The following is a 14867-nucleotide window of genomic DNA, read 5'->3' as shown; positions in this document are numbered from 1 at the left end:
TTACAAATGAAATCCTACAAAGACATTGTTAGTCGTCTAGTCCTAATTGCTTTCTAAAAGACAAATTAATAAAATACTGTTCTTCGATTGGAACTATTTTTTTAGTATTGGTTTGCAAATGTTGCCCTTCTTGAGACCATAAATAAGGATAAAAAGAAAAAACGGAATCGCCATGTAATGTGGATACTTCCTTTTGCCAATTTGGCCATCGAAGATTTTTATAAAATTGATCCAAATTGGCATTAAAACAAAAATTCAAAAAATCAGTATATGTCATATCCAAGGGTTCATATTGCAAATTATCTGGCGAAAAATAATAAACTTTTCCCAAATCTGCATCAAATTTACCGCCATTAAGGACAAAAAAACCACCAACTGCGTCGTCGGCAATTAGTAAGAAATCTGCCTTATTTCCAAATGCTGAAAAAGCCTTGCCTTTATTCCAATCTGAAAAACTTCGTGTTAATTTTTCATTACCAGAACCCAAAATCCGAATCCAACCCTGATCTACCATCAAGCCTCCTGTATTGAAAATTATTGCACCCATGGGCGATCGAGTTGTAACCTGAGTATTATATAATGCTTGACGAGCATTAATGGAATCTGTAGCTAAAATCGTAACATGATTTTTAGCTTTTGCAATCCAATCCTTTACAGATGGCCAAGCCGATTCCTGATGATTGATTAATTCATTCGTATTTTTCATGTGGTATTGTGCCAAAAGTGGACTAATTGATAATAAAAAAATGATGATAATGTGTTTTTGATGCATTTTATTGTTTTTAATTTTATTAAAATTAATAAAAATATTATAATTATCGAAATAATTTTAAACCAAATTACATGTGTAACTTTATAAAACAAACTAAAACAAATTTATACACAAGTTTAAAAAAAACAACAGTCGAAGCAAATAGGTATTTTATTCCATTTTATTTTTAAGAGTTTAACTTTCGACAAAGTTAGGTATTTAAAAAATAATGTTGTATTATATTTTAAATTTATAAAGTAGTTCGATTAATTTGCTACTTCAATTCAATTTAGTCGAAGTTGAATGATGTATTTTATTTTATAAATATATAAATATATTAACGTAAATTTTATTACAAATAATAATTTTAATTAGTAATTTATCTAAATAATACTACATACAAATATTAAATAAACCAATCTTTTGTTACTTATTTGTTAAAATGAGACAAAATAAATTCTGTTATAGCACTAAGTATTCCTTGTATTTGACATTTTTTCAAAAAAACAATTAATACCAAATATTCATATAAAATAGTCCAATCTACTTGTTCTTTTTTGCTAAAATTATTAAAAAAAATAGTTCCGTAGCCCAGCTATGCAAGGATTTTTTTTAAAAATTTTCTCTAAAAAATAACTACGCATCTTTGGACTATTTTTTAAATATATTTGGTATAATTACACGGAATGCATCTTTGACTTCTTTATATAGATGTTTGGAATAAAATAAATTCAAAATTTGAAAAAAAGCATTCAAATGTATTATGTTTTTAACTTTCCTAGATATTTTTAGGTTTGCTTCAAAATGGAGTTATGAAAAAAAATGGGTTTTACAGCATAAAAAAAAAGAATGGTAGTACAATAAAGCTTATAAATTTGAACACAACATTACCAAATTAATAAAGTAATTCCAAAAAATCTAAAAATAAGTTATTATTAAATATTATTCATCAAAATATTATATATGTTAAGAAAAAGTTCCAATACCTAATTGAACATTATAAATTAATTTAAAAATTATTTATTTTTAAATATAATATTATATAATTTTATGATAATATTATTAATAAACTAATATATATATATAAATTAGATAAAAATATACATAATAAAAAAAATAAATATGAAATAAGTATTACTTTAAAAATAATTTAATACTTTTGAACTATAAACAAATACATATTTTATTATGAAAAAAATTATTTTTACTATCGGAATTGTGTCGTTGAGCTTGCTTTCCTGTCAGGAAGAAAAAGGTTCAACAACAGAAGAAGCAGCTTCAAGCGAAGGAAGTTTGCAAAAAAGAGGTTGTGCTACGGCAGAACATTTAGAACAGCAGTTGCTTGAAACCCCAAGTTTATCTGTTAAAATGGCAGAAATCGAGGCTTTTACTGAAAAAACGATTTTACAAAATCCAAAAAATTTAAAATTGGTCAATGGTAAAATTCAAATTCCAGTTGTTGTAAATGTGTTGTATAAAACAACAGCCGAAAATATTTCTCAAGCACAAATACAATCTCAAATAGATGTTCTAAACAGAGATTTTAATGCCTTAAATACAGATTTTTCATCTGTACCTTCACTATTTGCAGGTGTAAAAGCCAATGTAGAGATTACATTTTATTTACAATCAATTATTAGAAAGAAAACTACTACTACTTCTTATTCTACGAATGATGCCATGAAGAAAAATACTACAACAGGAATTGCACCCACCACACCTACCACTGTTTTAAATCTGTGGTCTTGTAATTTAGGGGGCGGTACATTGGGTTATGCACAATTTCCTGGAGGAGCAACTTCAACAGATGGGGTTGTGATAGACAACAATGCATTTGGTACAACAGGAACAGTTTCTGCTCCTTATAACAAAGGCAGAACGGGTACTCACGAAGTAGGACATTGGTTAAATTTACGTCACATTTGGGGAGATGCCACATGTGGAAATGATATGGTTTTGGACACACCATCCCATAACGGTCCAAATTATGGAAATCCTGTTTTTCCACATTACAGTACCTGTACAGGAACACCGGTAGAAATGACAATGAATTACATGGATTATACCGATGATTTAGCCATGTACATGTTTACAAATGGTCAAAAAGCCAGAATGGCAGCATTATTTGTATCTGGAGGTGCTAGATATTCTTTTGGACAATAGTATCAAACCATGATATAAAATTTACTTATATCTGATAAGGTTTATGTAATTATTTAAGAAAACACAATTAATATTATTATTTATATAATAATTTTAATTGTGTTTTTTTATGACAAATAGTCAAATTGGTATTTGCCGATATGCTTTTGGCTTGAAATAATATTTTTTTTGTGTTTGAAATAATTGATTATGCCAAACAACAAAAGGAGAAATGCCAGAGCAAAAAGCGGCACTTCTATCAAATAGCTGTTGTTGATTTTCATTAAGTTATGAAGTGTTAATCCTGCCATTAAAAAATACATTGCAGTTCGAAGAAAGGCTAAAAAAGTGGATTGATTGGCTAAATGGGTGCGTTGTATGGCTAATTGTTCTCTTAGGATTAAATCCTTATTGATTGCAGTTGCTGTCATGTAAAGTATTTATATTGAATTGATTAAAAGATACATTAATAAATTATTTTTGAATAAATATATAAAAAAATGGAACACTAAAATAATGCTCCATTTTTGCGTAATAAACTAAAAAAATAAAAAATATTATTGACCAAGGCTAGCGGCTACGTCTTGAAAAGAGCCTCCATTGGTTGCGTTTTGAATGCCGTTTTGTTTTAAAATTTCGATAGCTTTGGCACTACGGTTGCCACTTCTACAAAATACGACGATCTTTTTTTTGTTTTTAAAACGATTGATATTGGAAGCTACTTGGTCTAAAGGGATATTTACTGCCCCTTTTACACTTCCTGCCGCAAACTCACTTGCCGAGCGTACATCTACATAAAAAGTGGTTTGTTGCACTTGTATGGCTTTTTTGATTGACCCATTTGATTTTGATATTTGGGCATTTGCAGGTTGAAAACATCCCAAAAACAGGAGCCAAAAGCTAATTTTTATAAATAAATCCATGCTTTTATATTTAAAAAATAAAATTAATTCAACATGGCTCTTACTTCTTGCCAAGTCCAACCATTGGTTACATTTTGAATACCATTTCGTTCTAAAATAACTTTGGCTTGTCCGCTTCTGTTGCCACTTCTACAAAAAACCACTATATTTTTTTGGTTTTTAAATTGTGCCATGTTGGCTTGAACTTGATCCAAAGGAATGTTTACAGAGCCTTCTACATGACCCGATTCATACTCGTCTTTTGATCGAACATCTACCAAAAAGGCATTGTCGTTGATTATTGATGCTAATTGATTTTGGCTGTCTTGATTGCTACCAAATATAGAACTAAAAATTCCCATAATGATTTGATTTTATGATTGTTAAATATTTTTTAATTTAAAACATTTTGATACTAAATCTAAAAAAATGAATTGTTCAATTCCACTTCAACTATTCATTTCCTATTTATTTTGATATTACTTGAACAAATAGGAGATTTGTTTTCAAATGGTTTTGTATCTGTTTTATAGAGCAAAATTAGTTATGTTTGTTCTAAATGATTGTAACAAAAGTTACATTTTAACATATTTATTTAAAAGCAATTGTTTTTAAATGTATATTTGGTATTATATTGCACGAATATTGTTTCTGAATGTGGTTATCAAAAAGATAATTTCATAATATGATATTTCTATTGGAGTTCAATGATCGTTGTTTGAAACAGATAGGTAACACTCAAAAAAAGGTTTGTGTTGAGGTGCTGTTTTTTTGGAATTAATAACTGGTATCGTCTAGTTTTACTTTTCCGTTGAAAGTGCTGTAAAGGAAATAGAAATATCCAGCTAATAATGGAGTGCCAATAACCACAATGGTTAGCATGATTCCTAATGATTTTTGGGACGAGGCTGCATTGTATATTGTAATGTCGTAGCGTGAATCGATGGTAGAAATGAGCAATGTTGGATACAATTGAAGGGCAACAAGCATCAACAAAAACATCATAGTGATGGATGAAAAAACCAAAGCCAACAGATACCTTTTCTTGGAAGCCAACCTTGGCACATTGGCAACAGCTAAAAAGGAGAGTAACGGAATGATGAAATAAGCAGGATTGTTTCTAAACGTTTCGGTTACTTTTGGAATAAATATCAAAGTATAAAGGGTTGTAATTCCAAAAGTGATGATGAAAAAAATCATTCCTTTTTTGAGCAAAAATGTCAATCGGGTGTGAAGTCGTCCTTCTGTTTTAAGCAATAAATAGATGGCTCCTTGAGTCATAAAAATGGCCAAGGTGGTTAGTCCTGTCATGATGGCATAAGAATTAAGAAAACCCAATAAAACATCGCCTTTGTATGAATAATTTTTGCCTATTGGGAATCCTTGCAAAATATTTCCCAAAACAACACCCAATAAAAAAGCAATCATGATACTGGATACGCTATAAACAATATCCCAGGTTTTTCGCCACCACAACATTTCCTCGGCACTTCTAAACTTGATGGCGGCGGCCCGCAAGATATTGAAGGTGAGAAACAACATAAATGGCACATACATGATAGACAACATGGAGGCATACATAACGGGAAACCCTGCAAATAAAGCCCCTCCGCCAATAACGAGCCAAACTTGATTAGCATCCCAAACGGGTGCAATGGCATTGATGGCAATTCGCCTACTTAAATCTTTTTGAAAAAACAAATGCCATGCTCCAGCCCCAAAATCAAAGCCCTCTAAAATGGCATAGCCCGAAAATAATAATCCTATAACCAAATACCAAAGCGTTGGATAGTCTATTCCTAAAAAATATTGCATGATATGATATATTAATAATTTAATTGTAAGCTAATTCGATGTTTTCATGATCTGGGCCGTGTTTGATTTTTTTGTTTAACATATAAATAAACAATAAAAATAAAACAAAATAAACTAAGGTGAATAATACTAGCGAAAACACAATTTGATGGGCCGAAACTACTTGCGAAAAGGCTTTTGAAGTACGAAGTAAACCATAAACTACCCAAGGTTGTCTGCCCATTTCGGCCGTAAACCACCCAACCTGATTGGCTATTTGTGGCAACAATACTGAAAACGAAAACACCCAAAGCAGTTGTTTGTGATTAAACAATTGACCTTTTATGAATAAAAAAGAGGCATATAAAGTAAGTCCTATAAGCAACATTCCAATGGCAATCATGATGTGATAAAACTGAAAAATGGCGTTTACTTGTTTGGGTCTGTCTGATTCGGCAAAATGATGCAAGCCTACTATGGGTTTTTGAAAATCTTGATGTACTAAAAACGACAAACCGCCAGGTATTTTGAGTCCAGCGACTTGTTGTTTGTCCTGATTGACCCAACCAACCAAATACAAGTCGGCAGGAGCGTTGGGCTGATAATGCCCTTCCATGGCAGCCAGTTTTGCGGGTTGGTTTATAGCTACCCCATCTGCAGAACTGTGTCCTGAAACCAATTGAAGCAAGGAAAAAAAGGTTGCAACTGGCAATGCAATAGAAAAGGCCGTTTTTGAAATGGCTACAAATTTGTTTTTACGCAAATAATAAGCATGAACACTCAATACCAAAAATGCTCCAGCCAGAAACGACCCTTGCCAAGTATGTACCAACCGATCTACACTAGACGGATTGAAAACCATGGCCCAAAAATCGGTTACTTCGGCTCTGGCATGAATGCCCTGTCCTACAATGTGATAGCCTGCTGGCGTTTGTTGCCATGAGTTGGCCACCACTATCCAAACGGCCGAAAACATAGAGCCTAAAAACACCCCAACAGTTGCCACCAAATGCACCCAAGGTTTTACTCGATGCCAACCAAATAATAAAACGCCTAAAAAAGCACTTTCTAACCCAAAAGCAAACAAACCTTCGGCAGCCAAAGCACTTCCAAAAATATCACCAACATATCTTGAATAAGTAGCCCAATTGGTACCAAATTCAAACTCCATGATAATGCCCGTTGCAACCCCTATTCCAAAAGTAATGGCAAATATTTTAATCCAAAATCGGGTTAAAACTTCATATTCTTTTTTATTGGTTTTTAAATACAAACTTTCCATGATTACTAAAATCAAACCTATTCCAATACTTAAAGGCGGATAGATGTAATGAAAAGCTACTGTAAATGCAAATTGAATTCGGGCCAATATTTCTACATTCATTGTTGTTGGGTTTTAAAAGTAATAAATTCATCGTATGGGCAAAATTACTTTATTGACATACCAAAAAATGTGATAAATGTTACACTACTACTTTTTTTAAAAGTATTTATTATTTTGATTATCAAATAATTAGAAAAATAAAACAAAAAAAATCTCTTCCTGCAATAGGAAGAGATTTACATAAAAAAAAATAAAGGATTACGAGTGTAAAGTGTAGTATATTTAAGCGTTTCCTTTCAAAATTTTGTTCCAATACAACCATGGTAGCACTTTGGTTTTCAAAATCCACATGGTCCATCTTGGTTTGGCCTGATCAAATGGGAAGGTCATTTTGGGTTTGTTTGAATAATCAAACTCTGCCAACATCAATTTGCCGTATTGTGTAGGAATAGGACAAGCACTGTAGCCGTCATAATGGGCTGTTGGTGTGTTGTTGCTCATTGTGGCCAATAAGTTATCTACTACAATAGGCGCTTGTTTTCTAATAGCTGCACCCGTTTTACTACAAGGAGCATTGGTACAATCGCCAAGGGCAAAAACATTTGCAAACCTTGTATGTTGCATGGTTTCTTTGTTTATTTCTACATATCCATAAGGATTATTAGCATCGGCAATTGGACTATTTTTAATAAACTCGGGAGCCGATTGCGGTGGCACTGCATGACACATATCAAAACTCAACGTTACTTTGCTTATATCGCCCTCTGTACTAGCTTCGTTGATACTGTAACAACCAGCTGCCGACTTTGAAAGGGCTTGTTTTAAATTACTTGGTGTATCTTTTGTTTCAAATACTATGGTTTTGTTGTCGCCATCGAGTTGAATAACGTTGGCTCCATAATGCACTTTGATATTGCCTGCTAGCAACACTTTTTCCAAAGTAGCTTTGTATTCTGGCACACCAAAAATCATAGTAGCTCCAGACACGTAATGTACATCGCATTTGTCTAAAATGCCTTTTTTTCGCCAATAATCAACGGCCAAATACATGATTTTGTGTGGAGCTCCACCACATTTTATAGGGGTAGATGGATTGGTAAATACGGCTGTTCCTCCTTTAAAATTTTTGATCATTTCCCAAGTATAGGGTGCAGATTCAAAACTATAATTGCTGCTGATATTATTTTTTCCTAAATTTTCTTTGAACCCTTTTATTTTGTTCCAATCCAATTGAATGCCAGGACATACAATCAAATAGTCATAAGTTATAGACGTGCCAGACGTACAAGTAACCTTGTTATTAGAGGGGTCAAAAGTGGCTACTGCATCTTTTATCCAAGTGGTATTTGGATTCATCACTTCTTTTTCTGACCGAACGGTTTTGTTTACATCAAAAACTCCAGCTCCAACTAACGTCCACGCAGGTTGATAGTAATGTTTTTCTGATGGTTCTACAATAGCAATTTGTAAATTACTTCTTTTTTTCAATAATTGAGCCGCTACAGACAATCCCGCATTGCCTCCACCTACAATTAATATTTGGTAATGATTTGACATAATTTTATTGATTTTATTTGTGATTTCAATATTATACATTTGTAATTAATCGTTATGTAACTTTTGTTACAAAAGCCAATTATTTTCCAAAAAATAATTCTTTTGTTATAATATATACTCCCATAACCAATACAAACCAACCAAATGCAGGTTTCAATTTTGCTCCATCCACTTTTTTAGAAAGTGCCGTACCAATAAATATACCAATGATAGCAAAAACAGAAATGGTCATCAGAAATGGCCAGTCGATAACGCCTCCCTCGCCTTCGCCAAAAAATCCAATCAACGATTTGGCTGCAATAATAACCAACGATGTACCAACGGCTTCCTTCATGGGCAATTTGCTAAGCAATACCAAGGCAGGAATAATTAAAAAACCACCGCCAGCACCCACCAAACCTGTAAGTGTGCCCACAACAATACCTTCTATCAAAATTAAGGGATAATTAAATTTTTGTTCTTCAGTAGCAGCAGTTGATTCATTGTTGTTGTTTTTGTCTTTTTTTATCATACTATACGAAGCCGCAATCATTAATACAGCAAACAACAACATCATCAAAATGCTTTTAGTAACCACAAAACTGCCCAAAGTCATTACTACTTTTGGTATGGCAGGCACTACAAAAGCCCTAGTCATAAAAACAGCAATGATAGACGGAATACCAAATACAATAGCCGTTTTGATGTTTACCAAACCTTTTTTAAAATAGCCAATAGAGCCAATTCCGCTTGTTAAACCAACAATAAATAGCGAATAAGATGTTGCCACAACAGGCTCGATGGCAAATAAATATACCAAAACAGGCACTGTAAGAATAGACCCACCACCACCAATTAATCCTAAAGCAACACCAATTAAAATGGATGCAAAATAACCTATATATTCCATGATTTTTGAAAACTTAAAATTTGATGATGCAAAGATGTACCAATAGAAAACAATAGACTGTAACATTTATCACAATGCCCCCATTTATTCAAAAAAAATCAAAATGAAACCCCTTTTGAAAACAAAAATACTAAAAAAGTGATTACGGAGCACACGGCACCTTGTGCACATTGCTCGAGCAAACAACTCTCAAAGACACCGCCATCAAAACATAAAACCGCAAACTTTTTGCTTAGATGTTTACTTTTGTGTTAAAAATGTAAAATAGTTTTCTAAAATAATAAAATGTTTTATGTTTGCATTTGATAAATGATTTAAAAAATGCAATAGCTTTCGTATAGCTAGTAGTTGTGTGCTATGGTATTACGAAACTCCTACTAAAAAAGAACAAAATTAAAAAATTAAAAAATCAATATAAATATGTCAAAACTAAATGTTGACCAAAAGACAATAATGCTACTTTTTTCTGATAAAAAATCAGACTTTCTTATTCCTGATTATCAGAGACCTTATGCTTGGGAAGAACAACAATGCCAAACACTTTGGGATGATATCTTTTCTTTTGCATTCCCTGATAATAACTATGAAAATTTCAATAAAGATGAGGAATATTTTTTAGGTTCTATAGTTACATTTGAAAATGAAAACTATAAAAAAGAAGTTATTGATGGACAACAACGTTTAACAACTTTAATGTTATTATTACGTGCATTTTACTCAAAGTTTGGAAATATGCAAGACAATAATTCCAAAAACACTAGAGAAAGAATCGCTCAATGTCTATGGAAAACAGACGAATTTGGAGAAGCCGATTTAAGTAAATTGAAAATAGATTCTGAAGTAGCAACGGATAATGACAAAGATGAATTTCTTGATATTTTGAAAACTGGTGTTGTAGAGAAAGAACAAAAAAGTAATTATGCTAAAAACTATATTTTTTTTCAACAAAAAATTGATGACTTTTTAAGTGAATTCCCATCTTATTTTGCATATTTACCAGCAAGAATTTTGCAGAATTGTATTCTACTTCCTATTGAAGCAGAGTCTCAAGATACTGCATTACGTATTTTTTCAACACTAAATGACCGAGGTCTTCCTTTGTCTGATGCTGATATTTTTAAAGCTCAATTTTATAAACATTATGGTGCTAAAAACCAAAAAGATGTATTTATAGAAAAATGGAAAGAATTAGAAGAAAAAAGTAGCAGAATTTTCAAACCTTTAAACGGTACTCCAATGGACGAACTATTTACTAGGTATATGTATTTCGTTCGTGCAAAACAGGGATTAAAGTCAAGTACCACAGAGGCACTTCGTAAATTTTATGAAAAAGATAAATATGCAATTCTTAAAAATGATGAAACATTGCCTAATTTAAAAATACTTGTTGATTTTTGGAATGATGTTTATACTCAAAATACAGAGCGATTTTCACAAAACATTTTAAGAAAATTATTCATTTTAAATTATGCACCTAATGGAATGTGGACCTACTTTTTATCAGTCTATTTTTTGCATTACAAAAATGAAAATGAATTGCTAGACGAAAATAAATTAGATGTTTTCTTAAATAAAGTAATTGCTTTTGTTTGGGGTTACGCATTTACTAATCCAGGCGTTAATGCATTACGTACCCCTGTTTATGCAGAAATGATAAATGTAGTTACAAATAAGGATGTGAGTTTTGAGGAACATAAATTTGAAGTAAATTCATTAAAAACAGCAATAAGTAATTTTGAATTTAAAAATGGACGGCCAATAACACGATCAATTTTAACTTGGTGGGCATTTATTAATGAAAATCAAATTATTCCCTCAATAAACACGAATTTTGATATAGAGCACATATTTGCAAGAAAAAGGCAAGAAAACGACAAAAATTTAACCAACACAAAAAATTTAGAAGCAATAGGCAATAAAGTATTGTTAGAGGATAAAATTAATATTAGAGCAGCTGATTACAGATTTATTGATAAAACAAAGTATTATAAAGGCTTTACCAATGATAAAGGACAGCGTAAACAAGGAACAATTATTTCTGAATTAGTAAATTTAGCTTCTAGTAATACAGATTTCACCGAGCAAGATATAAAAAATAGAACTGAAGAAATTATAAATCAATTTATTGAATTTTTAAATCAAAATTATTTAATAAAACAGAGTTAACAAGAACCACAGCACACAACTGCAAATTTATGAAATGGCGGGTTTAGTGCTAAATTGGACATTTAGTTTTCAAAAGAAGTTTAGTGCTAAATTTAAAGTAAGTGCTTCAAAATCCGCCACATCGTAAAACCGAGAGCCGTTGTACTTCAGTTTCGAGCTACAGAAAACCGCAAGAAAATAATCGAAAAAATGAAAAATTCATATTTAATTTTATTAGTGTTTATAATTATTGGTTGTAAAAATAAAAATAGACTGGATATTCAAAAACCATTTACTAAAACAGTAAAAGTTGAAAAAGCTCATAAAACTGAACTTGAAGAACATTTTATTGATAGTACAAAAATTGGAATAAGTGGAAAATATAAAATTGACTTAAAAAAATTTAAATGTATAGACAGCGTTTATGTAGTAATAAAAATGTTTGAAAAACAGAATTCAAAATGGAATATTATCCAAAGTTTAGAATTTCTAAAAGATGGTGTTTTAAGTTGTAATCCAGAAATTACAGATTACAATAATGATGGATTAAACGATTTAACTTTCCAGTCTTCAATTGCAGGAAGAGGTGCAAACACAATTAGAAAGTTACTTATTTTTGAAAAGGAAAGTGGAAAATTAAAATTCATCAAAAATTCAGAAAATTTTCCAAATATTAGATACAACAAGGAATTAAATTGCATCGACGCTTTCAGAGTTTATTTTGGTTCACAAACGGCTTTTGCAAAAATAGAAAATGATACATTGCGAGAATTTGCAAATGTTGAAATATATGAAGACACAATAAAAGTTAGACTTATTGACAAAAGCGGAAAGGAAAAACTATTAAAAATTGAAAAATATGAAAAAGGATATTTTCACCGATTTAAAAATTACAAGCCATTAATAGAAGACGAAGAATATAATAAATAAAAAACCGAACGCACACGCCCCCATCCCGTGCGAATCCCTTCGCATGGCTTGTAAGAAATTCCTTGAATATATTGCAGGCATAAAAACACTAAATATAAATTTTTAAACCAAATAATTTTACTTATTTTTGTTGAAAGATTGTGGGGTTTTTTCACAGACTGCCGTTATGCTTCAGTTTCGAGCGATAGAAGACAGAATAAAATATTGAAAGATAAAAATTTATAATGAAATTTAAGATAAAATATATTATACTGATTTTTGTTGTTTTACTCATTTTAAGTTTCAAAAACATAAAAAATCCAGTTTTCATAAATGGACATTTGAAACCAAAAAATGCAATACTAAAAAATGATATAGTTGGTCTGAAAATTTTTATTAAAGCAGATGGACAAATATTAGCAGAAAGTTATACAGACAAAAATGGTGATTTTAATTTAACATTTACTCCTGAAAATGAAAAATCATTTGACTTTTTTTGTAGCGGAATTGGAATTGGAACTATTTTGCTAAAATCAGTTGAAAAATTTGAAAGTAACAACGTAGAAATGAATTTAAATTATACTGCAAAATATAAGAAAAATATTCTGGGAAAAGTTGTTTGTCTGAAATGTAAAAAAACAGATAAAATTTATGAAATACTTTACTCAGATTCACCAATTGTAACTCGAAAAATCAATAAATTTGGAGACACGATTTACAACAAAATTTATAAAAATAAATATAGAGAAGGTTGCATAGTTGAACCCGCAAAATATTATTGCGAAAGAGATGATGTTAAATTTTAATAAATAAAAACCAGCCACTAACACCTAGCCTTTCCTTGCATCTAAAAGCCGAACAATGAAACTCGGGTTGAACGAACTGAAAGAAAACGAATACCTAGAAAAAATAAAAATCCATGAGTTAAACCGATTCCATTAACAACCATTATGGGTTTATCAAAAAGTTTTTGTTAGCATTTCAAGAGGATTTGGTTCCTCTTTTTTTATAAAAAAAATGTAAGTAAATGCTATTTTATACCAAATATACATATAAAATAGTCCAATCTACTTGTTCTTTTTTGCTAAAATTATTCAAAAAAAAATAGTTCCGTAGCCCAGCTATGCAACGATTTTTTTTGAAAATTTTTTCTAAAAAATAACTACGCATCTTTGGACTATTTTATAAATATATTTGGTATAAAAAAGCCCTACTTTTTTTCAAAATTAGGGCTTTTTTATTGGTGTTATTGTTGGTTATTAACTATTTTAATATTCGTCATAATCGTCTCCAAATGAGAATGATAATGAAAAACGAAGGGTATTTTCGAGTGGGCTTTTGATGTTGGAGGCGTTAAACAAATAGGACACATCTATTTTTAGGGTGGTGTATTTGAATCCAGCTCCCAAGGAGAAAAATTTTCGGGCTCCTTTGTCGGGGCTTTCATGGAAGTAACCTAATCGCATGGCAAACGAGTCTTGATAATTGTACTCGGCTCCAACAGCATAAGTTACTTCTTTGATTTCTTCTTTTAATCCGTTTGGTGCATCGCCAAATGATTTGAATAAGCCAGAGGTCCAGCCAATACTTTGATAATCTAAATTGGATTGTTGCAATTCGGATGCGGTAGTAACACCGTCTAAATTCAAATCAGGGTTTTGTGGGGTTGGCACCATTAGTTTGGCTATTTCTGCACTCAAGGTGAATTTGTTATAATCGTCAAAAGCAAAATCATATCCTGCACCTAATTTTAAATTGGCTGGCAAAAAATTGGCCGTTTTATCGGCAACACTTCTATCATAATTGATTTTTGGCCCAAGATTTTGTAAATTAAATCCTAATTTTAATCGGCCATTAAAGTCGTTGTAGGCTTCTTCTTCTGATTGATAAAAACCTGAAATGTCAAATGCAAAGGTTGAAGCTGGTTTGGCATCGCCGGTGGCATCTGGAATTTTCAAATTGGATCGGATAAATCTACCACTAACGCCCATGGCAAATCTTTCGCTTAACTTTAACGAATAGGAAACATCGGCTGCTAACTCATTTGGTTTTACAATATTTGGGGTTTGTTCGGCATATTCTCTTAACTCGATTTCGCCTAAACCAAAGTACCGTAGGCTTCCTGCCCAAGCGCTTCGATCGTTGATTTTGTTATAATAGGTTACTTGACCTAAAGAAATATCGTTTACTAGACTAGTTAAATATGGGGTGTAGCTTACTGAAAAACCTTGTTGTTTGGTTATAAACGCATATTTGGAAGGGTTCCATTGTTGTGAATAAGCATCGGCAGAGGTAGCAACCCCCTGATCGCCCAGTCCTGCTGCTCGAGCATCTGCTGCTACTAATAAAAATGGTACTCCTGTGGTTATCACTCGCTCTTGCGATTTTGAAAACTGACTTGCCATGATGCAAGTGATTATTATAGCTATTTTTTTCATTCGTGTTTTTAATTTG

The 14867-nt window shown here is 31.6% G+C and carries 13 protein-coding genes; 4 read left to right on the top strand and 9 right to left on the bottom strand.

Features of this window, described 5'->3' with window-relative positions; translation table 11 throughout:
* Positions 1-28: 28 nt before the first annotated feature.
* Complete coding sequence (locus FBFL15_RS05780) at positions 29-772, bottom strand: DUF2625 domain-containing protein (protein ID WP_014083702.1); 744 nt, start codon at positions 770-772, stop codon at positions 29-31.
* Positions 773-1939: 1167 nt separating this feature from the next.
* On the opposite strand from FBFL15_RS05780, the gene FBFL15_RS05775 reads away from it, so the two are divergent.
* On the top strand, positions 1940-2914 hold the full coding sequence (locus tag FBFL15_RS05775) for a zinc metalloprotease (protein ID WP_014083701.1): 975 nt from the start codon (positions 1940-1942) through the stop codon (positions 2912-2914).
* 107 nt (positions 2915-3021) lie between these two features.
* Here FBFL15_RS05775 and FBFL15_RS05770 read toward each other — a convergent pair whose 3' ends face one another.
* The 7 genes from FBFL15_RS05770 to FBFL15_RS05740 all read right to left on the bottom strand — a co-directional run bounded on the left by FBFL15_RS05770 (position 3022) and on the right by FBFL15_RS05740 (position 9359).
* A complete protein-coding gene (locus tag FBFL15_RS05770) occupies positions 3022-3324 on the bottom strand; it encodes a DUF202 domain-containing protein (RefSeq protein WP_014083700.1) in 303 nt (100 codons plus the stop codon).
* A 126-nt stretch (positions 3325-3450) separates the two neighbouring features.
* A complete protein-coding gene (locus FBFL15_RS05765; RefSeq protein WP_014083699.1) occupies positions 3451-3816 on the bottom strand; it encodes a rhodanese-like domain-containing protein in 366 nt (121 codons plus the stop codon).
* Positions 3817-3839: 23 nt separating this feature from the next.
* Positions 3840-4157: a rhodanese-like domain-containing protein gene (locus FBFL15_RS05760; protein WP_014083698.1), complete on the bottom strand. Its 318-nt coding sequence runs from the start codon at positions 4155-4157 to the stop codon at positions 3840-3842.
* Between the two features lie 415 nt (positions 4158-4572).
* Positions 4573-5610, bottom strand: a complete 1038-nt coding sequence (gene cydB, locus FBFL15_RS05755) for a cytochrome d ubiquinol oxidase subunit II (protein ID WP_014083697.1) — start codon at positions 5608-5610, stop codon at positions 4573-4575.
* A 19-nt stretch (positions 5611-5629) separates the two neighbouring features.
* Positions 5630-6973: a cytochrome ubiquinol oxidase subunit I gene (locus FBFL15_RS05750; protein ID WP_014083696.1), complete on the bottom strand. Its 1344-nt coding sequence runs from the start codon at positions 6971-6973 to the stop codon at positions 5630-5632.
* A gap of 222 nt (positions 6974-7195) precedes the next feature.
* Positions 7196-8470, bottom strand: coding sequence for an NAD(P)/FAD-dependent oxidoreductase (locus tag FBFL15_RS05745; protein ID WP_014083695.1), 1275 nt, complete (start codon positions 8468-8470; stop codon positions 7196-7198).
* 79 nt (positions 8471-8549) lie between these two features.
* A complete protein-coding gene (locus FBFL15_RS05740; RefSeq protein WP_014083694.1) occupies positions 8550-9359 on the bottom strand; it encodes a sulfite exporter TauE/SafE family protein in 810 nt (269 codons plus the stop codon).
* 420 nt (positions 9360-9779) lie between these two features.
* Here FBFL15_RS05740 and FBFL15_RS05735 point away from each other — a divergent pair, with 420 nt between their 5' ends.
* The 3 genes from FBFL15_RS05735 to FBFL15_RS05725 all read left to right on the top strand — a co-directional run bounded on the left by FBFL15_RS05735 (position 9780) and on the right by FBFL15_RS05725 (position 13219).
* Positions 9780-11525: a DUF262 domain-containing protein gene (locus FBFL15_RS05735; RefSeq protein ID WP_014083693.1), complete on the top strand. Its 1746-nt coding sequence runs from the start codon at positions 9780-9782 to the stop codon at positions 11523-11525.
* 189 nt (positions 11526-11714) lie between these two features.
* On the top strand, positions 11715-12434 hold the full coding sequence (locus FBFL15_RS05730) for a hypothetical protein (protein ID WP_014083692.1): 720 nt from the start codon (positions 11715-11717) through the stop codon (positions 12432-12434).
* A 224-nt stretch (positions 12435-12658) separates the two neighbouring features.
* Positions 12659-13219, top strand: a complete 561-nt coding sequence (locus FBFL15_RS05725) for a hypothetical protein (RefSeq protein ID WP_014083691.1) — start codon at positions 12659-12661, stop codon at positions 13217-13219.
* 462 nt (positions 13220-13681) lie between these two features.
* On the opposite strand, the gene porV is transcribed toward FBFL15_RS05725, so the two are convergent.
* Complete coding sequence (gene porV / locus FBFL15_RS05720; protein ID WP_014083690.1) at positions 13682-14851, bottom strand: type IX secretion system outer membrane channel protein PorV; 1170 nt, start codon at positions 14849-14851, stop codon at positions 13682-13684.
* Positions 14852-14867 lie beyond the last annotated feature (16 nt).

Source organism: Flavobacterium branchiophilum FL-15 (assembly GCF_000253275.1).
GTDB lineage: Bacteria > Bacteroidota > Bacteroidia > Flavobacteriales > Flavobacteriaceae > Flavobacterium > Flavobacterium branchiophilum.
This window is presented reverse-complemented; position numbering and strand designations above follow the sequence as displayed.